21 protein-coding genes are annotated in these 24,294 nt (G+C 64.3%); 3 read left to right on the plus strand and 18 right to left on the minus strand.

Annotation, left to right across the window (positions count from 1 at the left end; translation table 11 throughout):
• The first annotated feature begins 124 nt into the window (after nt 1-124).
• On the plus strand, nt 125-925 hold the full coding sequence (gene fabI / locus AC0L20_RS09535; protein WP_473288306.1) for an enoyl-ACP reductase FabI: 801 nt from the start codon (nt 125-127) through the stop codon (nt 923-925).
• A gap of 89 nt (nt 926-1,014) precedes the next feature.
• Here fabI and AC0L20_RS09540 read toward each other — a convergent pair whose 3' ends face one another.
• The 4 genes from AC0L20_RS09540 to AC0L20_RS09555 all read right to left on the minus strand — a co-directional run bounded on the left by AC0L20_RS09540 (nt 1,015) and on the right by AC0L20_RS09555 (nt 4,292).
• The gene (locus tag AC0L20_RS09540; protein WP_473288307.1) at nt 1,015-1,959 is read right to left on the minus strand and encodes a hypothetical protein; all 945 of its coding nucleotides are present in this window, start codon (nt 1,957-1,959) and stop codon (nt 1,015-1,017) included.
• A 6-nt stretch (nt 1,960-1,965) separates the two neighbouring features.
• Nucleotides 1,966-2,772 carry a hypothetical protein gene (locus tag AC0L20_RS09545; RefSeq protein WP_473288309.1) on the minus strand — a complete coding sequence of 269 codons (807 nt, stop codon included), beginning with the start codon at nt 2,770-2,772 and terminating at the stop codon, nt 1,966-1,968.
• 121 nt (nt 2,773-2,893) lie between these two features.
• Nucleotides 2,894-3,358, minus strand: coding sequence for a GNAT family N-acetyltransferase (locus AC0L20_RS09550; protein ID WP_473288310.1), 465 nt, complete (start codon nt 3,356-3,358; stop codon nt 2,894-2,896).
• A gap of 7 nt (nt 3,359-3,365) precedes the next feature.
• The gene (locus AC0L20_RS09555) at nt 3,366-4,292 is read right to left on the minus strand and encodes a hydrogen peroxide-inducible genes activator (protein ID WP_027514694.1); all 927 of its coding nucleotides are present in this window, start codon (nt 4,290-4,292) and stop codon (nt 3,366-3,368) included.
• 114 nt (nt 4,293-4,406) lie between these two features.
• Between AC0L20_RS09555 and katG the strand changes: the two genes are divergently transcribed.
• Complete coding sequence (gene katG / locus AC0L20_RS09560; protein WP_473288311.1) at nt 4,407-6,575, plus strand: catalase/peroxidase HPI; 2,169 nt, start codon at nt 4,407-4,409, stop codon at nt 6,573-6,575.
• A 76-nt stretch (nt 6,576-6,651) separates the two neighbouring features.
• Here katG and pnp read toward each other — a convergent pair whose 3' ends face one another.
• The 8 genes from pnp to rimP all read right to left on the minus strand — a co-directional run bounded on the left by pnp (nt 6,652) and on the right by rimP (nt 17,033).
• Nucleotides 6,652-8,805, minus strand: a complete 2,154-nt coding sequence (gene pnp, locus AC0L20_RS09565) for a polyribonucleotide nucleotidyltransferase (protein WP_007598347.1) — start codon at nt 8,803-8,805, stop codon at nt 6,652-6,654.
• 377 nt (nt 8,806-9,182) lie between these two features.
• On the minus strand, nt 9,183-9,452 hold the full coding sequence (rpsO, locus tag AC0L20_RS09570; RefSeq protein WP_007598346.1) for a 30S ribosomal protein S15: 270 nt from the start codon (nt 9,450-9,452) through the stop codon (nt 9,183-9,185).
• A gap of 3 nt (nt 9,453-9,455) precedes the next feature.
• On the minus strand, nt 9,456-10,574 hold the full coding sequence (truB, locus tag AC0L20_RS09575) for a tRNA pseudouridine(55) synthase TruB (RefSeq protein WP_473288312.1): 1,119 nt from the start codon (nt 10,572-10,574) through the stop codon (nt 9,456-9,458).
• Entirely contained in the window at nt 10,571-11,002 is a 432-nt protein-coding gene (gene rbfA / locus AC0L20_RS09580) for a 30S ribosome-binding factor RbfA (RefSeq protein WP_473288516.1), read from the minus strand. Before rbfA ends, truB begins: the two co-directional genes overlap by 4 nt.
• Nucleotides 11,003-11,158: 156 nt before the next feature.
• Nucleotides 11,159-13,864: a translation initiation factor IF-2 gene (gene infB, locus AC0L20_RS09585; protein WP_473288313.1), complete on the minus strand. Its 2,706-nt coding sequence runs from the start codon at nt 13,862-13,864 to the stop codon at nt 11,159-11,161.
• A 70-nt stretch (nt 13,865-13,934) separates the two neighbouring features.
• The gene (locus AC0L20_RS09590) at nt 13,935-14,618 is read right to left on the minus strand and encodes an RNA-binding protein (protein ID WP_456767029.1); all 684 of its coding nucleotides are present in this window, start codon (nt 14,616-14,618) and stop codon (nt 13,935-13,937) included.
• Between the two features lie 22 nt (nt 14,619-14,640).
• Nucleotides 14,641-16,251, minus strand: coding sequence for a transcription termination factor NusA (nusA, locus tag AC0L20_RS09595; protein ID WP_007603900.1), 1,611 nt, complete (start codon nt 16,249-16,251; stop codon nt 14,641-14,643).
• Between the two features lie 2 nt (nt 16,252-16,253).
• Complete coding sequence (gene rimP / locus AC0L20_RS09600) at nt 16,254-17,033, minus strand: ribosome maturation factor RimP (RefSeq protein WP_473288314.1); 780 nt, start codon at nt 17,031-17,033, stop codon at nt 16,254-16,256.
• Nucleotides 17,034-17,395: 362 nt separating this feature from the next.
• Here rimP and AC0L20_RS09605 point away from each other — a divergent pair, with 362 nt between their 5' ends.
• The gene (locus AC0L20_RS09605; protein ID WP_456767031.1) at nt 17,396-18,478 is read left to right on the plus strand and encodes a DUF2336 domain-containing protein; all 1,083 of its coding nucleotides are present in this window, start codon (nt 17,396-17,398) and stop codon (nt 18,476-18,478) included.
• Here the strand turns inward: AC0L20_RS09605 and trmB are convergent.
• From trmB to ybeY, 6 genes are all read right to left on the minus strand, one after another.
• A complete protein-coding gene (gene trmB / locus AC0L20_RS09610) occupies nt 18,475-19,185 on the minus strand; it encodes a tRNA (guanosine(46)-N7)-methyltransferase TrmB (protein WP_473288315.1) in 711 nt (236 codons plus the stop codon). The genes AC0L20_RS09605 and trmB overlap by 4 nt on opposite strands.
• Nucleotides 19,182-20,339, minus strand: a complete 1,158-nt coding sequence (locus AC0L20_RS09615; protein ID WP_473288316.1) for a M20 family metallopeptidase — start codon at nt 20,337-20,339, stop codon at nt 19,182-19,184. The genes trmB and AC0L20_RS09615 overlap by 4 nt, the downstream gene beginning before the upstream one ends.
• Nucleotides 20,340-20,424: 85 nt before the next feature.
• A complete protein-coding gene (locus AC0L20_RS09620) occupies nt 20,425-20,838 on the minus strand; it encodes a helix-turn-helix domain-containing protein (protein WP_007598327.1) in 414 nt (137 codons plus the stop codon).
• A 210-nt stretch (nt 20,839-21,048) separates the two neighbouring features.
• Nucleotides 21,049-22,662, minus strand: a complete 1,614-nt coding sequence (gene lnt, locus AC0L20_RS09625; RefSeq protein WP_473288317.1) for an apolipoprotein N-acyltransferase — start codon at nt 22,660-22,662, stop codon at nt 21,049-21,051.
• A complete protein-coding gene (locus AC0L20_RS09630) occupies nt 22,659-23,777 on the minus strand; it encodes a hemolysin family protein (RefSeq protein ID WP_473288318.1) in 1,119 nt (372 codons plus the stop codon). The genes lnt and AC0L20_RS09630 overlap by 4 nt, the downstream gene beginning before the upstream one ends.
• Before the next feature lies 1 nt (nt 23,778).
• Nucleotides 23,779-24,288 (minus strand): rRNA maturation RNase YbeY, encoded by a 510-nt coding sequence (ybeY, locus tag AC0L20_RS09635; protein WP_473288319.1) that lies wholly within the window; start codon nt 24,286-24,288, stop codon nt 23,779-23,781.
• Between the last annotated feature and the right edge of the window lie 6 nt (nt 24,289-24,294).

Here is a 24,294-nt window from a genome sequence, read left to right on the forward strand (position 1 = left end):
GCGCTGGTAATTTTCTCGTCATGGCCGGGCTTGTCCCGGCCATCCACGTCTTGGTCCCGGCTTCGAAGGGCGTGGATGCCCGGGACGAGCCCGGGCATGACGAAAGCGGAAAGCGATCGTAACGATGCAGGAATTAATGAAAGGCAAGCGCGGTCTGATCATGGGCATCGCCAATGATCATTCGATCGCCTGGGGCATGGCGAAGACGCTGCATGCCCATGGCGCCGAGCTCGCCTTCACCTTTCAGGGCGAGGCACTGGGCAAGCGCGTCAAGCCGCTGGCGGAGCAGCTTGGCGTCGACATGGTGCTGCCCTGCGACGTCGAGGACATCGCCAGCGTCGACGCCACATTCACGGCCTTGCGCGAAAAGTGGGGCCGGCTGGATTTCGTGATCCACGCGATCGGCTTCGCCGACAAGAACGAGCTCAAGGGCCGTTACGCCGACACCAGCCGCGAGAATTTTTCGCGCACCATGGTGATCTCCTGCTTCTCCTTCACGGAAGTGGCAAAACGCGCCGCCGAGCTGATGACGGGGGGCGGCAGCATGATCACGCTGACCTTCGGCGCCTCGGAACGCGCGATGCCGAACTACAACGTGATGGGCGTGGCCAAGGCGGCGCTGGAAGCCTCGGTGCGCTATCTTGCGTCCGATTTCGGACCGCGCGGCATCCGCGTCAACGCGATCTCCGCAGGCCCGATCCGCACGCTCGCCGGCTCCGGCATCGGCGAGGCGCGCGCGATGTTCGCCTTCATGCAAAAGCATTCCCCGCTCCGCCGCGGCGTCACGCTCGACGAACTCGGCGGCTCGGCGCTGTATCTGTTGTCGGATCTCTCCGGCGGGGTGACCGGCGAAATCCATTATGTCGATAGCGGCTACAACACCGTCCTGATGCCGAGGCCGGACGATCTGAAGACGCAGGATTAGCTCTCGTAGAGTGGGCAAAGGCGCGCAAGCGACGTGCCCACGATTTCTCAATAATTCGAGACCAGTTCCTGCTGCGAAGGACGTGTTGATCAGCGCGCGTCGCTGTTGCGTGTCGCTCGTTGAAACCCGAGCAAGAGCGGCAGCGTCTTGTCGAGGCTTTCCGTCAGCATGGCGCGCACGCCGTCGCGCAGTGCGGGATTGTCGGCGGCATCTTCAGGGCGGGTTGGAAACGATTCTGCGGGTAGTTCGCGATAGGGGCCGCCGATCTGCACGCCCAGAAGCCTCTGCACCATGAGGGAATGATGCGTGTTGATCAGCGCAGAACTCTGTCTGACAACAGAAAAGTCGCGCCCGTCGAAGACGCGGACAAACGCCAGGGCGTAGAGATAGATGCGACGCCCGAGCACCACATCATGGTTGAGGATGCCGAAGCCGCGGACCGTATAGTTGGATGACCCGAAAGGGCTGATTGAATTGAGGATCTGGATGTAGTGCCGGCAATTCGTTCCTTTCACGACCTCGCGCATGTATTGGGCCAGCTCCGCATTGAGATCGCGGAACAACCTTTCCTTCAATGTATCCTTGGACTCATCGCGGGGAGGAAATTTCGCCGGGTTGTAGGGGATTCTCAGAACGGATACGCCGGCAGGGATCGCGGCGCGAGTCCGCGCGAAGATCAGATCATTGAGTCCCCAGCCCGGGATCGGGACGACCGTCTTCTTGTTCTGAAATACGGTCAGGCCGGTCGTCAACACGGTGAACTCATCGCCGGTGGTGATGACGACCCCGAAGTCGCACAGGCCACCGACCACGGGAGCAGGCTTGGCCGTCCGCGTGGTCGTCTTGTTGTTGCTTTGCCTGACGGCTGATCCTGCCGTCTCCGTCCCTTGTGGTACCGATTTGGTCTGCGCCCAGGCAGATGTCGAAAAGCACCACACGACAGCCGCCACCACGAGCAGCCGGGCCACGACCTCAAATACAGCCCAGCCGCAGGAAGCGGACGAGCGATAGCCTTTGTCGCGTCCCGTCGGCAAAGGCGCTTACTCGCCCTTGATATACGCGGGTAGATACTGGTCCAGCTGGGCCGTGAGCAGGCCGCGTGTGCTGTCGCGCAGCAATGCGCTGTTGGTCACCTGTTCAGGGGTCTTGGGAAATTCGAGATTGTTGAGGATTCGCATATTGTCGTTCTTGTTGGAGAAACTCGAAGCAATCACATCGCCGAAGCTGCGGGTAGGCGCCCGATGGACGTCGAAAGTCCGTCCTTCAAAAACGTTGATGCGGAAATAGGAAACCACGACGCCGCGCCCGGAAGGGCTCGCCCAATTCTTGTAGACCCCGAGGCCCTCGATTGATTGATTGGTGCCATCAACCGAAACGCGGGCTTTCGTGGCTACGACGTAACGTTCGCAGTTCGAAGTTCCGGCGATCTGCCGCACCAGCGCCGTCAGGTCGTCACGGTCCTTGCGGAACAGTTTCGCTTCCGGATGATAGTAAGGCTTGAAGGCTCCGCTTGCGTAAGCGATCTTTCGGACAGCGGTGCCGGGCGCCGCGGCGCGAACCCTCGCGACGAACAGATCATCGATACCCCACGTCTCGATCGGCGCCTCCATGTACTCGTTGCCGAGCATCGTGAGGCCAACATGTTGCACCGAGAACTGGTCTCCGATGGCGGAAATGACGCCGATCTGACAGGGGCCACTCTCCGCCCCGACTGGCTGTTGTGCAGCCGGTTTGGCCTTCGGCGCCGCCTTCTTGACTGCCTTCTTGGCCGGCGCCGCCGTCTGAGCGGGAGGCGCGGCGGTTGCGGGAAGGGTTTGCGCGGCTGCCGTAGTGAGCAGGGACAGCACCGCGATCAGCGAGACAGCAATTCGAAACATCGATTCCGGGAGATCAGGGGCAGGAGGACGGCGGATACACCACACTAAATTGGACGGGTGACAACCGCAAGCTGCACCAGGCGACCACTGCCTATCCGGTACGTCCCGGCCGCCGCCACCGATAATACTTCATCATGAACCCGTTCGACGGCTCGACCTCTTGCTTCTCGAACACAAAGCCCTCGCGCTCGTACCAGCGCCAGGCTTTTTCGTTCTCGCGGACGCAGCGCAGAGACATCTCATCCGGCATTTGCGTGCGCGTGAAGGCGAGCAATTGGCGGCCGAGCGATTGGCCCTGATAGGCGGGCGCGACGAACAGCATGTCGAGATAGAATTTTGGCAGATGCAGCGCCAGCATCGCGGCGATCGTGCCGTCGTCGTCGGCGACGAACAGGCTCCAGCCGTCCTCGATCTCGCGCCGGATCCGTGCGCGCAGGTTCGCCAGCAGGAATTCGCTCGCCTCGCCAAGCCCGGTCGAGACCCAGCTCTCCATCCAGACACGGCCGATCTCGTCGTATTCGTCCGCGCGGGCCGGGCGGATGGTGGGATGCGACATCGAGGCCTCAAATCGGCTTGCTGCGCACGGATGGGCGCGCGCGCACCTTGCCCGCCGATAGGCACACCACCTCGGAGATCTGCAGAAGTTGCCGCGCCAGCGGGCTGGTCTTGCGCCAGACCATGCCGATGGTGCGTGACGGCTGCGGGTCGCGGAAGCGCGCCAGCGAGACCGAGGCCGATCGCGTCTCCACCGACACGGCCATCTCCGGGATCAAGGTGACGCCGATGCCGGCGCTGACCATCTGGACCAGCGTCGACAGCGAATTGGCATCCAGCATCTCGCGCGGCGGTGCCGATTGCATGTTGCAGAATGACAGCGCCTGATCGCGGAAGCAGTGTCCTTCCTCGAGCAACAGCAGCCGCATCTCGCGCATCATCTCCCGCGATGGTGCCGGCGTTCCCTCATCCGCGCTCGGTCGCACCAGCAGGAATTTTTCCTCGAACAGGGCGACCTCGGTGAGCGAGGGCTCGGACACCGGCAACGCCACGATGGCGGTATCGAGCCGGCCTTCCACCAGTTCCTGGATCAGCCGCGGCGTCATCGTCTCGCGCACGCGGATGTCAAGCTCCGGATGCATGCGCGTCAGATTCTTGGTGATTGTCGGCAGCAGATAGGGCGCAATCGTCGGGATCATGCCGATGCGCAGCCGTCCGGAGAACCGGTCCTGCGAGGCGCGGGCAAAATCGCCGAGCTCGTCGACCGAGCGCAAGATGTCGCGGACGCGTTGCGCGAGCTCCTCGCCAAACCGGGTCAGCGCCACCTGCCGGGCGCTGCGCTCCAGCAGCAGGCCGCCGAGCGCCTCCTCCAGCTCCTTGATCTGCATCGACAGGGCGGGCTGCGAGATTGAACAGGACTCAGCCGCGCGGCCGAAATGACTGTGACGCGCCAGGGCGTCGAAATACCGGAGCTGGCGCAGGGTGAGGTTTAGCATCAGAAAATCTTATCGCTGCGATCATTAAAGTCAACTTCCCCTGATCGAACGTGAAGCTTAGAGTGCTTCTACCTGGTCAAAGGCGCGAGTTCGACGCCACCAGAGGAGGTATTCATGGACGACTCTTCAAAGTGCCCGTTTTCGGGTGGAAAACGCGTGCCGGCGAACCGCGATTGGTGGCCGACCCAGCTCAGCATCGAGATGCTGCACAAGAATTCCGCCAAGTCCGACCCGATGGACAAGGACTTCGACTACGCCAAGGAATTCAAGTCGCTCGACCTGAACGCGGTCATCAAGGACTTGACCGCTCTGATGACCGAATCGCAGGAATGGTGGCCCGCCGACTTCGGTCACTACGGCGGCCTCATGATCCGCATGGCCTGGCATAGCGCGGGCACCTATCGCACCACCGACGGTCGCGGTGGCGCCGGCGCGGGACAGCAGCGTTTCGCGCCGCTCAACAGCTGGCCCGACAACGCCAATCTCGACAAGGCACGCCGTCTGCTCTGGCCGATCAAGCAGAAATACGGCCGCAAGATCTCCTGGGCCGATCTGATGGTGCTGGCCGGCAACGTCGCGCTGGAGTCGATGGGCTTCAAGACCTTTGGCTTTGCCGGCGGCCGCGTCGACGTCTGGGAGCCGGAAGAGCTGTATTGGGGTCCCGAAGGCACGTGGCTGGGCGATGAGCGCTACAGCGGCGAACGCCAGCTCGCCGAGCCGCTCGGCGCGGTGCAGATGGGCCTCATCTACGTCAATCCGGAAGGCCCGAACGGCAAGCCGGATCCGATCGCCGCGGCCAAGGACATTCGCGAAACCTTCTTCCGCATGGCGATGAACGACGAGGAAACCGTCGCGCTGATCGCCGGCGGCCACACCTTCGGCAAGACCCATGGCGCGGGCGATCCGTCGCTGGTCGGACCGGAGCCGGAAGCGGGCGCGCTCGAGGATCAGGGTCTCGGCTGGAAGAGCAAGCACTCTTCGGGCCACTCGGGCGACGCTATCACCAGCGGTCTCGAGGTGACTTGGTCGCAGACCCCGACCAAGTGGAGCAACTACTTCTTCGAGAACCTGTTCAACTTCGAATGGGAGCTGACCAAGAGCCCGGGCGGTGCGAACCAATGGACGGCAAAGGGCGCCGACCCCGTGATTCCCGACGCTTTCGACAAGTCGAAGAAGCATCGGCCGACCATGCTGACGACTGACCTCTCGCTGCGCTTCGATCCCGCGTATGAGAAGATCTCGCGCCGCTTCCTGGAGAATCCCGATCAGTTCGCAGACGCCTTCTCCCGCGCCTGGTTCAAGCTCACCCATCGCGACATGGGTCCGGTCGTGCGCTATCTCGGCCCGCTGGTGCCGAAGGAAACGCTGATCTGGCAGGACCCGATCCCGGCCGTGAATCACGAGCTGGCCAGCGAGCAGGATATCGCCTCGCTGAAGACCAAGATCCTGGCCTCGGGTCTGTCGGTCTCGGAGCTGGTCTCGACCGCATGGGCGTCGGCCTCGACGTTCCGCGGCTCGGACAAGCGCGGCGGCGCCAACGGCGCGCGCATTCGCCTTGCCCCGCAGAAGGACTGGGAGGTGAACGAGCCGGCCCAACTCTCGAAGGTTTTGGGCAAGCTCGAAGCGATCCAGAAGGACTTCAACGCGTCATCCGGTGCGAAGAAGGTCTCGCTCGCGGACCTCATCGTGCTCGGCGGTACCGCCGCGGTCGAGAAGGCCGCGAAGGATGCCGGCATCGACGTCAAGGTTGGCTTCACGCCGGGCCGCATGGATGCCTCGCAGGAGCAGACCGACGCCGCTTCGTTTGCTCCGCTGGAGCCGCGGGCCGATGGCTTCCGTAACTTCATCGGCAAGCGGCAGCAGTTCATGATGCCCGAGGAGGCTCTGGTCGATCGTGCGCAGCTGCTCCGGCTTACCGGCCCGGAGATGACGGCGCTCCTCGGCGGTCTGCGCGTGCTCGGTGCCAATGCGAACGGTTCGAAGAACGGCGTCCTCACCTCGAAGGTGGGAACGCTGAGCAACGACTTCTTCGTCAACCTGCTCGACATGAGCACGCAGTGGACGCCGGCCGGCACCGACGGCACCTATGAGGCCCGCGACCGCAAGACCAACGCGGTGAAGTGGACCGGCACGCGCGTCGACCTGATCTTCGGCGCACACTCGCAGCTTCGCGCCTACGCCGAGGTCTATGCCACGTCGGATTCCAAGGAGCAGTTCGTCAAGGACTTCGCCAAGGCCTGGACCAAGGTGATGAACCTGGACCGGTTCGACATCGCGGCCTGATTCCGAAGCTCAGCAAGCGACAAACAAAAAGGGCGGCCGCGAGGCCGCCCTTCGTGTTTCTGGCAGGTGGCGAGATTTACTCGCCGGCCGCTTCGCGCGCGGGCTGCTGGCTCTCGCCCTTGCCCTCGAGGTCTTCGCCGGTCTCCTGGTCGACCACCTTCATCGACAGGCGGGTCTTGCCGCGGTCGTCGAAGCCGAGCAGCTTGACCTTGACCTTGTCGCCTTCCTTGACGACGTCGGAGGTCTTCTGCACGCGCGCCGAGGCGAGCTGGCTGATGTGGACGAGACCGTCCTTGGAGCCGAAGAAGTTCACGAAAGCGCCGAACTCCATCACCTTGACGACGGTGCCGTCATAGATCTGGCCGACTTCCGGATCGGAGGCGATCGACTTGATCCACTTGATCGCGGCCTTCATGGCCTCGCCGTCGTTGGAGGCGACCTTCACGGTGCCGTCGTCCTCGATGTTGACCTTGGCGCCGGTCTTCTCGACGATCTCGCGGATCACCTTGCCGCCGGTGCCGATCACTTCGCGGATCTTGTCGGTGGCGATCTTGAAGGTCTCGATGCGCGGCGCGTATTCGCCGAGCTCGGCACGGGCGTTGGTGAGCGCCTTCGACATCTCGCCGAGGATGTAGATACGCCCATCCTTGGCCTGGCCGAGCGCGACCTTCATGATCTCCTCGGTGATGCCCTCGATCTTGATGTCCATCTGGAGCGAGGTGATGCCCTGCTCGGTACCGGCGACCTTGAAGTCCATGTCGCCGAGATGATCCTCGTCACCGAGGATGTCCGAGAGAACCGCGAAGCGCTTGTCTTCGAGGATCAGGCCCATCGCGATGCCCGCGGTCGGCCGCTTCAACGGCACGCCGGCGTCCATCAGCGCGAGCGAGGCGCCGCAGACCGAAGCCATCGACGAGGAGCCGTTGGATTCGGTGATCTCCGACACCACGCGCGTGGTGTAGGGGAATTCGTGGTGCGGCGGCAGCACCGGGTGGATCGCGCGCCAGGCGAGCTTGCCGTGGCCGATCTCGCGGCGCTTGGTACCGCCGAGGCGGCCGGTCTCACCGACCGAGTAGGGAGGGAAATTATAGTGCAGCAGGAACGTCTCTTTGTACGTTCCCGACAGCGCGTCGATGTACTGCTCGTCCTCGCCGGTGCCGAGCGTGGTCACGACCAGCGCCTGGGTCTCGCCGCGGGTGAACAGCGCCGAGCCGTGAGCGCGGGGCAGCACGCCGACTTCGGCGACGATGTTGCGCACGGTCTTGGAATCGCGGCCGTCGATGCGCTTGCCGGTGTCGAGAATGTTCCAGCGAACGATCTTGGCTTCGAGCTCCTTGAACACGCCGCCGATGCGCAGCTTGTCGTATTTCGGCTCCTGGCCTTCCGGGAAGTAGTGCGCGATCACCTTTTCCTTGACCTTGCCGACCGCGGCGTAGCGATCCTGCTTGACCGGAATGGCGTAGGCGGCGCGCAGTTCCTGCTCGACCATGCCGAGCATTTCCTTTTCGAGCGCCGAATTGTCGATCGTGGTGACCTCGCGCGGCTCCTTCGCGGCCTTTTCGGCGAGCTCGATGATCGCGTTGATCACGGGCTGGAAGTGGCGGTGACCGAACATCACGGCGCCGAGCATGATCTCTTCGTTCAGCTCCTTGGCTTCCGATTCCACCATCAGCACCGCGTCTGCGGTGCCGGCGACGACGAGGTCGAGCTGGGTGTCGACCATCTCGTCGAGCGTCGGGTTGAGGATGAACTCGTCATTGGCGAAGCCGACGCGCGCGGCGCCAATCGGGCCCTTGAAGGGGGCGCCCGACAGGGTCAGCGCAGCCGACGAGGCCACCAGCGCGACGATATCGGGATCGTTCTCCATGTCGTGCGAGAGCACGGTGACGATCACCTGGGTCTCGTTGCGCCAGCCGTCGACGAACAGCGGACGGATCGGACGGTCGATCAGGCGGGAAACCAGCGTTTCCTTCTCGGTCGGACGACCTTCGCGCTTGAAATAACCGCCGGGAATGCGGCCGGCTGCGTAGGTCTTCTCCTGGTAGTCGACGGTCAGCGGCAGGAAGTCGACGCCTTCGCGCGGCGACTTCGCGGCAACGACGGTGGCGAGCACCACGGTCTCGCCGTAGGTCGCGACGACGGCGCCGTCGGCCTGGCGGGCGATCTTGCCGGTTTCGAGCTTGAGAGGGCGTCCACCCCAGTCGATCTCGACTGAATGCTTATTGAACATAGAGGTCTTCTTTCATGGGTTCTCGAAAGAAGGACGGGTCGAAAAACAAAAACCATGCGCAAGATTGCGGGACGTTGATCGAAGCGGGCGATCAGCGTCCTGCGATCCTGCCATGGTTTTTGGATTTCGGATGGCGTCCATCCCTTCGGGTCATACGGGCGCCTTGCCCGTTGTGCCCAGCCGCCGGATTGCTGCTGGACTGTCAGTCGGCACGAACGCGAACACCGAAGCGCGGTGTTCGCCCACCATGCCTCGGATGCTCGCCGTCAACGGCTCGCATCCGACGCGCACGCAGCCTCGACGAAAAACCTTTAAACAAACGCTTTCGTTCGAAATCACGCGCGAAAACGCGCGCCGTTTGGCGCGCGCAAGAACTCTTAACGACGAATGTTGTGCTTCTCGAGCAGCGCCTTGTAACGCGCCTCGTCCTTTTTCTTCACATAGTCGAGGAGCGAGCGGCGGGTCGAGACCAGCTTCAAGAGACCGCGACGCGAATGGTTGTCCTTCACGTGGGTCTTGAAATGGTTGGTGAGGTTGGCGATGCGTTCCGACAGGATCGCGACCTGAACCTCTGGCGAGCCGGTATCGCCGGCCTTGTTGGCATTCGTCTTGATGACTTCCGCTTTGCGTTCTGCGGCAATCGACATCGGTCAATTTCTCTCGTTGCGATCGGCGCTGGCAGTCAGGCCGGTCAGGTTGAACACACGCTTGGGGATGATTTCGCCATTGCCGACTTCGGCAAGCGCGAGAAGTCGGCCTGCCACCGTGACATAGACTGTGCCGCTACAAGTGGGCGCATCCCGTCCGCGCAACAAAACGGCTTGGCCCCGATGGAGCCTTGCCGCATCAGCCCGAGTGACGGCCAGTGCCGGGATGTCGTCCAGCGCGGTCTCAACGGGCATAAGCGCGTCGGCGAGGCTACCCTCGCCGGACGCGGCTCTATCGCACAAAGCCTCCAACTGATCCAGCGGAATCATGTCGTTCTCGCCAAATGGGCCGACCAGGGTCCGCCGCAGCGCGCAGATATGGCCGTAAGTGCCGAGAATCCGGCCCATATCGCGGGCCAGCGCGCGGACATAGGTGCCCTTGCCGCACTCGGCCTCGAACACGGCCCGGTCGCTATCCGGTTGATCTACAAGGCTTAAACGGTGAATCTCGACCGGGCGGGGGGCCAGTTCCACGATCTCGCCGTCGCGGGCGAGGTCGTAGGCGCGCTCGCCCTGGACCTTGATCGCGGAGTAGCGCGGCGGGATCTGCTGGATCACTCCGGTGAAACGGGGCAGCAGGGCCTCGATGGCGTCCCGGGTCGGGCGCTGGTCCGAGGTTGCGGTCGCCCGGCCCTCGATGTCGTCGGTGTCGCGCTCCTCGCCCCAGCACACGGTGAACCGGTAGCGCTTGCGGCCGTCCATGACGAACGGAACGGTCTTGGTGGCCTCGCCGAGCGCGATCGGCAGGCCGCCGGAGGCGAGCGGATCGAGCGTGCCGGCATGGCCGGCGCGTTTGGCGTTGAACAGGCGCTTGAGCACGGCAACGGCCTGCGTCGAGGTCATGCCGATCGGCTTGTCGAGCACGACCCAGCCGTGGACGTCGCGGCGGTCGCGGCGCGGCTGGTTGCCCTTCTGCTTGTTGGCGCGCGGATCGTTGTTGACGCGGCGCGGCTCCTGAGGCGGCTGAGAATTGCCGCCCATGTCCGCAAAATTATTTTTCTGCACGTCGAGCTGATCGGCCTCTTCGCCGCCGATCGTGCCGTGAGCCGGGTCCATCGTCATCGTTCTTCTTCCCGATCCGTATCCGGATCCTGTTCCAGGTCCTTCTGCACCGCGGGTGTTCGCAAAAGCTTCTCGATCCGTTCCGCTTCGTCGAATCGTTCGTCGACGCGGAAGCGAAGGTCAGGTGCAAATTTCAGGTTAACGCGCCGCGCGACCTCGCCGCGCAGGAATTTCTTGTTGCGCTCGAGCGCAGCGAGGACGATCTCGGTATCGCGGCCACCGAGCGGCATCACATAGACTGTTGCGAGCTTCAGGTCGGGCGACATCCGCACCTCCGGCACGGTGATGATGTGACCTTCGAGGTCTGCATCATGCACGCTGCCTTGCGCCAGAATCTCGGCTATCGCATGGCGAACCTGCTCGCCGACCCGCAACTGACGTTGCGAGCCGCCGGGCGCGGAACTCTTTTTCTGATGATGGCGGGGCATGGTCTGAAAATCACCTCGTCGTGCCCGCTTTTGGGACACGGGCATTGTCATTTGTCTTGCTGAAACGAAGAGGGGTGGATGGCCGGAAAAAATCCGGCCATCGCACTCCCGCAATTCAGTTCAAAAAAGATCCAGGCGCTTCGGTAAGATTTGGACTTACAGGGAGCGCTGGATCGTCTCCACGCGGTAACACTCGATGACGTCACCGGCGCGCATGTCGTGATAGTTCTCGAAGGCCATGCCGCATTCCTGACCGGACTGGACTTCCTTCACTTCGTCCTTGAAGCGCTTCAGCGTCGACAGCTTGCCTTCGTGCACGACGACGTTGTCGCGGATCAGGCGCACATTGGCGCCGCGTTCCACGGTGCCGTCGGTGACGCGGCAACCGGCGACCTTGCCGACCTTGGAGATGTTGAAGATCTCCAGGATCGCGGCATTGCCGAGCATGGTTTCCCGCAGGGTCGGCGCGAGCAGGCCGCTCATGGCCTTCTTCACGTCGTCCACGAGGTCGTAGATGATGTTGTAGTAACGGATCTCGATGCCGTTGCGCTTGGCGGCCGCAGCGGCCTCCTTGTTCGCACGAACCGAGAAGCCGATGATCGCGGCGTTGAAGCCTTCCGCGAGCGTCACGTCCGATTCCGAGATGCCGCCGACACCGGCATGCAGGATACGCGCGGCGACCTCGTCGGTGCCGAGCTTCTCCAGCGAGCCGAGGATCGCTTCCAGCGAGCCCTGCACGTCGGCCTTGATGATCAGCGGGAATTCCTTGCGGCCCGCCGTCTTCAACTGCGACATCATCTGCTCGAGCGAGCCGCGCATGCCGGAGATCGAGGCAGCCGCATTCTCGCGCTTCTGGTGCGCGCGGTAGCTGGTGACCTGACGGGCACGGGCTTCGTTCTCGACCACGGCGAGACGATCGCCGGCTTCCGGCGGACCGTTGAAGCCGAGCACCTCGACCGGCACTGACGGACCTGCCTCCTGCACCGTCTCGCCCTGATCCGAGATCAGCGCGCGGACGCGGCCCATTTCGGCGCCGGCGACGATGATGTCACCGACACGGAGCGTGCCGCGCTGCACCAGAACGGTCGCGACCGGACCGCGGCCACGATCGAGCTTGGCTTCGATCACGGTGCCTTCGGCCGGACGATCCGAATTGGTCTTGAGGTCGAGGATGTCGGCCTGGAGCGCGATCATCTCGAGCAGCTTGTCGAGATTGGTCTTGTTCTTCGCCGACACTTCGACGTCGACGACTTCGCCGCCGAAGGATTCCACCTGCACCTCGTGCTGGAGCAGCTCGGTGCGCACGCGCTCGGGCTTGGCGTCGGGCTTGTCGATCTTGTTGATGGCAACGATGATCGGCACCCGCGCCGCCTTGGCGTGGTTGATGGCTTCGATCGTCTGCGGCATCACGCCGTCGTCGGCCGCAACCACCAGCACGACGATGTCGGTCACCTTGGCGCCGCGGGCGCGCATCGCGGTGAACGCGGCGTGGCCGGGCGTGTCGATGAAGGTGATCTTCTTGCCGCTTTCGGGCGACAGCACCTGATAGGCGCCGATATGCTGGGTGATGCCGCCGGCTTCGCCGGAGACCACGTTGGCATGACGGAGCGCGTCGAGCAGCGAGGTCTTGCCGTGATCGACGTGACCCATCACGGTCACCACCGGCGAGCGCGGCTCGGTGTCGGTGGAATCGTCGATGGCGTCGAACAGGCCTTCTTCAACGTCGGACGCGGCAACGCGCTTGACGGTGTGACCAAGCTCCTCGGCGATCAGCTGCGCGGTGTCGGCATCGATCACGTCGGTGATCTTGTGGATCGCGCCCTGCTTCATCAGCATGCGGATGATTTCCACCGCGCGCTCTGACATGCGGTTGGCGAGCTCTTGGATGGTGATCGCTTCCGGAATGACCACCTCGCGAATGAGCTTTTCCTTCGGCTCGTTCGCGGCATGGCCCTTCAGGCGCTGGGTGCGGCGGCGGAACGAGGCGATCGAGCGCTCGCGGACGTCGTCGGCATTGAAGGCGGTGACGACCGTCAGGCGGCCGCGCTCCTTCTGCGGGCCGGGCTTGTGGGTGGGCTTGGGAGCGACCACAGGCCGCGCAGCGCCGCCGGGGCCGCGACGGATCTGGCGCGGACCCTCGTCCTCGTCCGGTCCGGCCGCGACAGCGGGGGCGCGGCCCACCGGGCCTCCCGGCCGTTGCGTGGTCGTTCCGGGCCGCGCGGTCGTTGTTCCCGGGCGTGCCGTGGTGGTTGTGCCGGGTCGCGCCGTGGGCGCTCCGGGCCGCGCTGCAGGAGCGGCCGAGGTCGCGGTTGCAGGGCGCGCCGCAGATTGCGGTTGCTCGCCTTCGCCAAAACGCTTCTTGGCCTCGGTTTCGGCCTTCCGCTTGGCTTCCTCTTCGTGGCGGTGACGCTCCTCCTCGGCCTTGCGGCGGGCTTCGGCGGCCTCGCGATCGGCACGCTCGGCGCTTTCGCGGACCGCGCGGCGCTGGGCCTCTTCCTCGGCATGGCGGCGCTCTTCGACTTCGCGCACCTTGGCATCGGCCAGCGCGCTGGCGCGGGCGGAACGTTCGTCCTCGGTCAGCGTGCGCAGCACCACGCCGGAGCCGGCGTTGCGCGGCGGCGCGGGGCGGGCCGGAGCAGGCTTGGGCGCGACGGCGGCCGGCGCGGGCTTCGCCACCTCGGCCACCTGCGGCTCGGGGCTGCCGTCGACACGGCGCTTGCCACGCTTCTCGACCACGACCTGCTTGCTACGGCCATGACTGAAGCTCTGGCGCACGGTGCCCGTTTCGACGCGCGGCTTGAGCGATAGCGTCTTGCTCGGAACGCTCAGCTTCTTGTCGCCAGGGGTCTTGGTATCAACCATTAAGCAGTCCTAATCCTGATCTTGTTGTCTTGTGCGTTGCCGCACCGTGCTATCGGGTGGTCGTTGTCTCTCAGAAATCCTGGCCGGGCTTTTCGGCAGTCCTGTCAGCGTCCGCCATCCGGTATCGGACCAGCATCTGGCTACGTGACAGGAATGACTTGCTCGCCGGGCCCGCGAGCAGGGCAGCATGTATCACATTTGACCGGGTAAGTGCCAAATCCAATTCTGTCGATTTTAGTGCGGTGACGACGGGAATCGGCGGCTTGGCGCCGCGATTTCCCTCATTTTGACGCGCCAGCATGTCCAATTTGCGGATTCCGTCCGCGGCCCCGTCGCTGGCATGGATCAGGACCTCGACCGTACCTTCCCGAAGCGCGCTTTCGACCTTGCCGAAACCGGCTACGATCTGGCGCGCCTTGGCGGCAATCCCAAGGGCTTCGACCACGCTCCGGACCAGGAGCGCCTCGAGGTCGGCGGGAAGCGTCTGAGGGATGCGCAGCTCGCGCTTGAAGGCTTTGGTGAAATGGTGACGCCGAACGGCTTCCGCAACCACCTCGCGCGAGGCGGTGACCCACATGCCGCGTCCGGGCAGCTTGCGCTTGAGATCGGGAACTATGTGCCCTTGCGGCGAGACGACGAAGCGGATCAGCTCGTCGATCGGCCGGACCTCGCGGCTGACCACACACATCCGCATGGTCGCGGACCTTTCGGTCCGCGGTCCATGGTCGAGTTCGGGGTCAGTATCGGCGAGCATCCGGGTGACATCCTCCTTCGCCTTAAGCCGGCTGATCTTCGGTCGCCTCGGCCTCTTCGGCGGGCTTGGCGAGATCGGCCTCGGTGATCCAGCCGGCCTTGACACGGGCCTGCATGATCATCGCTTCAGCATCGTCACGGGAAATTTCGAGGCCATCGAGCGCGCCCGGATATTTGGTCTGCTCGCCGCCCTCCTTGCGCTCGGTCCAGCCGACCAGATCGTCCGTGGCGCAGCCGGCGAGGTCGTCGACTGTCTTGATGTCGTTCTCGCCGAACTTCACCAGCATCTTCGAGGTGACGCCGGGCACGTCCTTCACGGCGTCCTCGACGCCGAGCTCCTTGCGCCTGGCCTCGAGTTCGGCTTCCAGCTGTTCAAGATATTCCCGGGCGCGGTTCTGGAGTTCCTGCGCAGTCTCCTCGTCGAAACCTTCGATGCCGGCGAGTTCCTTGACGTCCACCATCGCGAGTTCCTCGACCGAGGTGAAGCCTTCCGACGCCAGCAATTGGCCGACCACTTCGTCGACATTGAGCGATTCCATGAAGACGCGGGTGGAGTTCTCGAAATCGGCCTGGCGGCGCTCCGATTCCTCCTGCTCGGTCAGGATGTCGATGTCCCAGCCGGTGAGCTGCGAGGCCAGACGCACATTCTGGCCGCGGCGGCCGATCGCCAGCGAGAGCTGGTTGTTGGTGTCGGGCACGACGACCTCGATGCGCTCGCGGTCTTCGTCGATGACGACCTTGGAGACTTCGGCCGGCGCCAGCGCGTTGACCACGAAGGTCGCGATGTCGGGCGACCAGGGGATGATGTCGATCTTCTCGCCCTGCAATTCGTTCACCACCGCCTGCACGCGCGAACCGCGCATACCGACGCAGGCGCCGACCGGATCGACCGAGGAATCGCGGGAAATTACGCCGATTTTGGCGCGCGAGCCGGGATCGCGGGCGACAGCCTTGATCTCGACGATGCCGTCATAGATCTCCGGCACTTCCTGCGCGAACAGCTTGGCCATGAACTGCGGATGGGTGCGGGAGAGGAAGATCTGCGGCCCGCGGGTCTCGCGGCGGACGTCGAAGATGTAGGCCCGGACGCGGTCGCCGTTGCGGAACACTTCGCGCGGCAGCATCTCGTCGCGGCGGATGATGGCCTCGCCGCGGCCGAGATCGACGATCACGCTGCCATATTCGACGCGCTTGACGACGCCGTTGACGATGTCGCCGATGCGGTCCTTGAATTCCATATATTGCCGGTCGCGCTCGGCCTCGCGCACCTTCTGCACGATCACCTGCTTGGCCGACTGCGCGGCGATGCGGCCATATTCCAGCGGCGGCAGGGTGTCGGCGATGGTGTCGCCGACCTGGGCACCGGGATTGGCGCGCTGCGCATCCACCAGCGAGATCTGGTTGGAATGGTTTTCGACCGTCTCGACCACCAGCATGTGGCGCGACAACCGGAGCTCGCCCTTCTTCGGGTCGATCTCGGCGTGAACGTCGGTCTCGCTGCCGTAACGGGCCCGCGCCGCCTTGGCGATGGCATCCTCCATCGCCGCGATGACGATGCCGCGGTCGATCGATTTCTCGCGCGCAACGGCGTCGGCGATCTGAAGCAATTCAAGTCGGTTGGCGCTGACTGCCATGGCTAGTCTCCTTCGTCAGGATCGATCTCGCCCCGTCGCGCGCGTTCGGCGGCCAGGCGATGTTTCTTGGTGTTTGTCGGAGCCGGCTTCTTCGTAGTTGCCGGCGCCGGCTTCTTAGCCGGCTTGGTGTTCTTGGTCGTCTTTTCGCTGATGCTGGCGTGCGGCGCAGCCGGCGGCTCCAGGCCGAGATTGCGGCGCATCTCGCGTGCCTGGGCTTTGCCGCGGCGCATGGATTCCGCGATCAGCTCGTCGGTCAGCACCAGCCGCGCCTCGGCGATGTCTTCCATCGTCAGGAGCACGTCGGCAGCCTCGGCCGCCTTGACGTCGTCGCGATGCAGATGCACCTGGTCGCCTTCGACGGGGCCGATCGTGCCGCGGAACCGCTTCCGCCCGTCATGGGCGACCGCCATCTCGATCTTCACCAGATGCCCGGCATAACGCTCGAAATCGGAGCGGCGCACCAGCGGGCGGTCGATCCCCGGTGAGGAGATTTCCAGCCGATAGGCGCGATCGACGGGATCGGCGACGTCGAGCACGGGCGACAGCGCCCGCGAGATCGCCTCGCAATCCTCGATCTGCATGGAGCCGTCCGGCCGCTCGGCCATAACCTGCACGGTGCAGCCGGATTCCCCGGAAATGCGGATCCGCACCAGGCGGTAGCCCATGCCTTCGAGCACTGGCCCCGCGACCGCGGACACCCGTGCCGCCACGCCCGGCTCGACCACGAGCCTTGGCTCGGCCAGCAATTCGGCATCCGTGGAACCAGGGTTCGGTTCGGTCATGTCAGAGGTCAAGGCGCTCGATATGGTTAAGGCTTGGTTTAAGATCTCAAAGCTCGCTTCGGAACTCTCCCGACAGATCGCCGGGCCGCACATCTTCCACCAAGCCGCGTTCAGGTAATAAAAAAGAGCGGGTCCTTTCGGGCCCACTCTCACTACGCGGATCGTATGAGAAGATGAATTGGCGCTGATATAGCCCTTTCCGTCTTCCCGGACAAGGCCCATGCAGGGTCGGCTGGGCTTTTTGCGCCCGGCCTGGGGCCCCGCGCAACGCTTCCTTCACCTCCGAGGCCTAAATTCCTGATTGTGGGGCGGCTTGGACTAAGGGCGCACCCGCGGCGTGCCCCGTACGAGTTTGCGTTTTCATGACCGTTGCCACGTCGCTCATTCCCGGACTGGACGATATCGTCAAACGCGGCGACCCGCGGCGTCGCGGCGAGATCGCGCACGCCATCTCCCAATTGTTCTTTCAGGACGCCGAGAACCTCCGTCCCGATGTCATCGATCTCTTCGACAATCTGCTGATCGATCTCGTCCCGCATGCCGAGCTCGCCTCGCGCGTCGATCTCGCCGAACGCTTCTCGCGCCTGAACAACGCGCCGCGGCATCTCGTGAGTCAGCTCGCGCGCGAAAACGAAATCGCGGTGGCGGGCCCCGTGCTGCGCCATTCGCCCGTGCTCGACGACGCCGCTCTCGTCGAGATTGCGCGACTGAAAGGCCAGGGCCATCTGCTGGCGATGAGCGAACGCCCCACGCTGTCGGCTGTCATCACCGACGTGCTGATCGAGCGCGGCGATCGCGACGTGGTGCGCCGCGCCGCGGGCAATTCCGGTGCGGTGTTCTCGCCTGGCAGCTATTCCGAGCTGATCAAGCGTGCCGCGCAGGACGGCGTGCTGACGCTCAGGATTGGCCAGCGCAGCGATCTTTCGGGCGAGAACCTGAAACAGCTTCTCGACGGTACGCTCGACGTCATCCGCCGTCGCCTCTCGAGCGTGGTCAATCCCGTGCGCCAGGTCGAGATCAAGCGCGCCATGGCGGCCATCGAGGAAGCCACGCTGCCGCCCGGACCGCGTCGCGATTTCTCGGGAGCGCAACGTACGATTCTGGCCTTGCATCGCGGGGGCCATCTTGGCGAGAGCGCGCTGTTTGGCTTCGCGAAGGCCCACAAATACGAGGAAGCGATTGCTTCGCTCTCGGCGATGTCCGGCGTCCGCCTCTCGGTCCTCGACCGCCTGATCACGGGTGACCGCTACGATCCAATTCTGGTTCTGGCGCGTGTGCTGAATGTCAGTTGGCCGACGGTGCGTGCACTGATCCTGATGTGGTACGGCCCGAATCGCACGCCAGCCGATGCCGATCTTGAGCAAGCGCGCGCGAATTTCACGCGGCTGATGCCGACGACCGCCGAGCGCGTCGTGAATTTCTGGCGCAACCGGCAGACGATCTAAACCCGTCGAAACCGCAGATACGCCGCCTTGCGGCCTTCGCGCGTGGCCTTTCGGCCATAGCGCGTCATCGTGTATCCGTCCCACGGCAGGCGAAAATCATCGGCGCGCTCCGCGAGCCAGACAAAGTCCTGCGAGCGCGACAGATGCGACAGTGTCCAGGCGCAGTAATCGTCGATGTCGCAGACGAAACGAAATTCGCCGCCGGCTTTCAGCACGCGCGCCATCGCGGCGATGGTCCGGTCCTGGACGAAGCGCCGCTTCCAGTGCCGCCGTTTCGGCCAGGGGTCGGGATGGATCAGGTCGATCCGCGACAGCGAAGCCTTCGGCAGCCAGGCCAGGAGCTCGGCGGCATCGCCTGCGAACAGGCGGATGTTGCCGATCTCGGCGGTCTCGATCTGCGCGAGGATCTTCGCCATGCCGTTGACGTAAGGCTCGCAGCCGATGAAGCCGGTCGTGGCGAAGTTTTGCGCTTCCGCCGCAAGATGCTCGCCGCCGCCGAAGCCGATCTCGAGCCGCAAATCGTCGGCTACGGGGACGAAGATCTCGCGGCCATCCGCCGGTGCTTCGCGGTCGATGGCGAGCGCAAGACGCGGCAGCAGATGATCGATCAGCTCGGCCTGGTGCTGCCTGAGCTTGTGGCCTTTACGGCGTCCGAAGAAGGCGCGCTCGCTGTCCTCGCGATCGGGATCTGATTTGCGCTCACTCATCGGAGCGTCTGGTACAGGCGATGGAGCAGCCGCGCGCGCGGTTCGAGCGACGAGACATAGAGCTGCTCATAATGGGTGTGCGCGCCCTTGCCGTCGACGCCGAGCCCGTCGAGCGTCGCGGTGTGGGCCGCGGTGAAATTACCGTCCGAGCCGCCGCCGGTGTGAACGTCGACCAGCTCGAAACCGATCTCCGCGGCAACGGTCTTTGCATGCTCGTACAGCGAGGCGCCTGCATTGCTCTTCTCGTAAGGCGGACGATTGAGTCCGCCCGTGACCTTGACGGTGACGCCATCCGTCCTCGATGTCAGGGCGAGGATCTTGCCGACGAATTCATCCGCGTCCTTGAGGCTCGGCACGCGCAGATCGATTTCGGCATGGGCTTCTTCCGGCGTCACATTGGGCCGCGTGCCGCCGCGCACCACGCCGACATTGACGGTGACGCTGCGCGCCAGATCATTCATCGCTTCCAGCGCCAGGATGACGTTGGCGAGCTCGCGGATCGCGCTGCGGCCATCCTGGGGCCGTGTGCCGGCATGCGCGGGCACGCCCTTGATGAAGACTTCGAATCGCCCGACGCCCTTGCGGCCGGTGACGATCTTGCCGCCATCGCGGGCCGGCTCCGTCACCAGGACGTACTTCGCCTTGCGCCCTTCGGTCTCGATGAGTGCGCGAGAGGTGGGGCTGCCGATCTCCTCGTCGGAGGTGAACAGGTGGGTGATGCCGAGCGGCGAGCGATCGGCCGTGGCGCAAAGCGCGCGAAAGGCGTGATGGGCGATGTAGGCACCGCCCTTCATGTCGTAGATGCCGGGACCGAACGCGCTGTCGCCTTCGACCTTGAACGGCAGGCGCTCGATGAATCCCATGGGATGAACGGTATCGAGGTGGCTCAGCACCAGGATGCCGGGCCGGTCCTGGCCCCAGGTCGAGCGCGCCACGAGATGATCGCCGCAGCCATCGACGCCGGCGATGCGCTCGAGCGTGACAGGGAGATCGCGGTATTGCTCCGCGACCATTGAGACCAGCTTGTTGACCTGTTCAGGTGCGTCCGTTGGCGTCTCGACCTCTACCCAGCGGCGGATGCCATCGAGAATAGTTTGGGAATCGAACCAATTGGAGCTGACCATGAGTGCATCTGTGCCTTTGAATCGCATCATCGAGGAAGACGCGCATCAAAGCGCGGCCGCAAATGACGACATAGGCCAGATTTGACGCAGTCTCAAATCGGATTGAGATGGCGCGTCAGCGCTTGTCGGGGCCTTCGCGGGCCGCGATCTGCTCGACGAGATCGACGATCGAGCGGCGCATCTTCGAATCGGTGATTCGGGTGAACGCCTTGGTCAAAGCGAGTCCTTCGGACGTCGCGAGGAAATCCGAGACGTAAGACGGCGATGCGCCTTCTGCGAAGCCGTCCGGCCCCGCCACGCCGCTCGGACCGCCCTCGAACAGGAAGGACACCGGCACCTGGAGAATCTCGGCAATTTGCTGGATGCGGCTCGCGCCGACCCGATTTGTGCCCTTCTCGTATTTCTGAACTTGTTGGAAGGTCAGGCCCAAAGCTTCACCGAGCTTTTCCTGGCTCATGCCCAACATGATGCGGCGCATCCGCACGCGACTGCCGACATATTTGTCAACAGGGTTGGGCGCTTTCGACATTTCCTCAGCCCTCCAAACATCACCTTCGGCGCAATCAGGAATGCCTCAGGTGTAAGCAACGTCAAAATCAGACCCTGTTATTGGAAAACATTGCGGAGAAATTTAGCAATGCCCACTGTCTTTTGCAGCCGGTGCAGAATGAGGAGGCCGCGTGCAGTCTGTCAACCGTGGGACTACGGTTGTCAAAAGTTATCGGCCGCGGCTGCGTGATCAGGGATGCCGTTTGGCAACACGTCGGCGGACCGCCCAAAACACGGCGAGCGCGACAAGCATGGCCGCGGGTACATCGCCCACGCGCGCATAGATGGTCGGCGGGATCGCGGCGGGCAGATTTGCATCCAAAATGCCTTCGATCCCGAGACCGAGGCTGGCGACGATGCGTCCCACTGGATCGATCACCGCGGAAACGCCGGTATTGGCGGAGCGAACCAGCGGCAATCCGAGCTCGATCGCGCGCATCCGCGCCTGTTCAAGGTGTTGGTAGGGGCCGGTCGAGATTCCGAACCAGCCGTCATTGGTGAGATTCACGATCCAGCCCGGACGCTCATTGGGTCCAGCCACTTCGCCGGGGAAGATTGCCTCGTAGCAGATCAGCGGCAGCGCGGACGGCGCGCCGGGGACCGCCAGCGCGTGGCGCACGGTGCCGGCAATGAAGCCACCGCGCACACGCGTGAGTTGCTCGAAACCGAGCTTCTCCATCAGGCCCTGGTAGGGAAGAAACTCGCCGAACGGCACCAAATGCAGCTTGTCGTACATGGAGAGCACGCTGCCGTCGTGGTCGATCACGTAGATCGAATTATAGGCGCGTGTGATCGGCGTGCCCCGCGGCAGGTCGGGCGCGCGGACCGAGCCCGTGATCAGCACCGTGCCCTTGGGCAGAAGCTCCGCGATTTGCGCCATCGCATCGGCTTCGCGAGTGAGGAAGAACGGAAAGGCGGATTCCGGCCAGATCAGGATGGTGGCATCGCGCACGCCGGTCGATTGCGGCCCGGAGGCGCGGTCCGACAAGGCCAGATATTTCTTCATCACCTCCGCCTTGGCGGCGTAGTTGAATTTCGCGTCCTGCTGGAGATCCGGCTGCATCAGGCGCAATTTGGTGCCCGCGACTATCGTGGTCGGATGCAGCGACAGGCGGATCGCGCCGAAGATACTCATGACCAGCAGGAGCGCCAGGGCCGCGGCCGGTGCGCGCCACGCCAGGCGGCGATCGGGCGTGCGGTCGATCAGCGCCGCGGGGCTTGCGAAGATCGCAACCGTCAGGAACGTCATGCCCCAGAGGCCGATCAGCGACGCCGTTTGTGCCAGCGGCAGCGGCTCGGACAGCGCATAACCGAACGCGTTCCAGGGAAAGCCGGTCAGCGCATGACCGCGCAGCCATTCGGTGATGGTGAGACTTGCCGCGAGCGCAAGCACGCGCGTGGCGTTCTTGGTCCAGAGCAGGCGGGCGAGCGCAAAGCCCATTGCCGTGAAGATGGACAGATAGGCCGGCAGGCCCAGCACGGCGAACGGCGTCAGCCAGGCGAACACATCGGCATCGACGAAGAAGGCGTAGCCGATCCAGTAGAGGCCGGGCACGAAATAGCCGAGGCCGAACCAGTAGCCGGTCAGCGCCGCGGCGGGGACGCCGCGATATCGGCCGGCGCCGGCGCCGTCGATCAGCCAGACCAGCACCGGGAAGGTGATGAAAAGCACCGGGAAGGCGTTGAACGGCGCCAGTGCCAGCACCGAGAGCGCACCGGCAGCCATCGCGACGAGCGCGCGCTTCCATCCCCAGGTCAGGATGATGGCAAGCGCGATCTGGCGAAATCGCTGGAAAGGGCTCACTGCGGACCGGTCCCGTCGCTTGGCGGCGGGGTGGGCGTGTCGCTGGCCGTCGACTGGCTGCCATCCGGCGCAGCCTCGCGGCGCCGGCTCTCGCGCTGGGTGCGCGGCGCGGGGCGCTCCTTTCGCGTCGAGATCCGCAGCCGCTTGACCCGGCGCGGATCGGCATCGAGCACCTCGATCTCGTAATGGCCGGGGCCCGAGATCACCTCGCCGCGCACCGGCAGGCGCCCGACGAAGCTGACGAGATAGCCGCCCAGCGTCTCCACTTCCTCGCCGGCCTCTCCCGTGACGAAGTCCTCGCCGATCACGGTGCGGACGTCGTCGAGGCTGGCGCGGGCGTCGGCGATGAAGGCGTTGTCGGGCAGCCGCACGATCGAGGGCGGCTCGTCGCTGTCATGCTCGTCGTCGATCTCGCCGACGATCTGCTCGACGATGTCCTCGAGCGAGACCAGGCCGTCGCTGCCGCCATATTCGTCGACCACCAGCGCCAGATGGATGCGGGTAGCCTGCATCTGCGCGAGCAGGTCGATCGCCCGCATCGACGGCGGCACGTAGAGCAGCTTGCGGATGATGCGCGCTTCTTCGAGCGGCAGCGCGAGATCGACCGAACGCAGATCGAGCCCGGCCGGCAGCGGTTTCTTGCGCTTGGTTTTCGTGCCCCCCGACACGCGCGCACGCGCGGTCATGAAGGCGAGTAGATCGCGGATATGGACGATGCCGACGGGATCGTCGAGCGTCTCGTTGTAGACTACAAGGCGCGAATGGCCCGCGCTCTCGAAGCGGTCCATCAACTCGCCGAGCGGGATGTCGCGCTTCACCGCGACGATGTCGGCGCGATGCACCATGACGTCGGCGATGCGACGCTCGTGCAGGCCGAGGATGTTGCGCAGCATGGTGCGCTCGACCGTCGAGAAGCCGGTGTCGTCGGGCGTCGTGGCGTCGAGCACGACCTGGAGGTCGTCGCGCACCGAACCCGCCTTCCAGCCGAACAACGTCCGGATGGCGCGCAGCAGCCAGCCATCGGCGGTCGGGCGCATCACCTCGCCTGAGGTCACCACGACCGGTAAATTGGCCGTGTTGCGCGGATTGTCGTGAATCGGGTCCGAATCCGGCATCTCAATGCGTCCCTGGGCGGTCGGCATAGGGGTCGGGAATGCCGAGATGAGCCAGGATCTCTCGTTCGAGCGCTTCCATTTCCTCGGCGTCGTCTTCGTTTTCGTGGTCGTAGCCGACCAGATGCAGGAAACCGTGCACGGCGAGATGGCTCAAATGATGATCGAACGGCTTTTGTTCCTCGTCCGCCTCACGCCGCATGGTCTCGTAGGCGATCGCGATGTCGCCGAGCATGCGCGGCGCATCGCCTGGCTTCCAGTCGCCTTCCGGCTGCAGCGCGGGAAACGACAGCACGTTGGTCGGCTTGTCGATGCCGCGCCAGTTGCTGTTCAGGGTGCGGATGCCGGCATCATCGGTCAGCATTACCGCCACTTCCGCCCCCGCAACGTCTTCCTCGACATTCTCGGCGGCGGCCGCCACGGCGCGCTGGATCACGGCTTCGGATTCGGGCTCCCGCTGCCAGCAATCGGCGACGACGAGGACCTCGGTGATGGGAAGGTTGGGGTGTGACATTGTCCT

The sequence above is a fragment of the Bradyrhizobium sp. Kon58 genome (assembly GCF_055807455.1).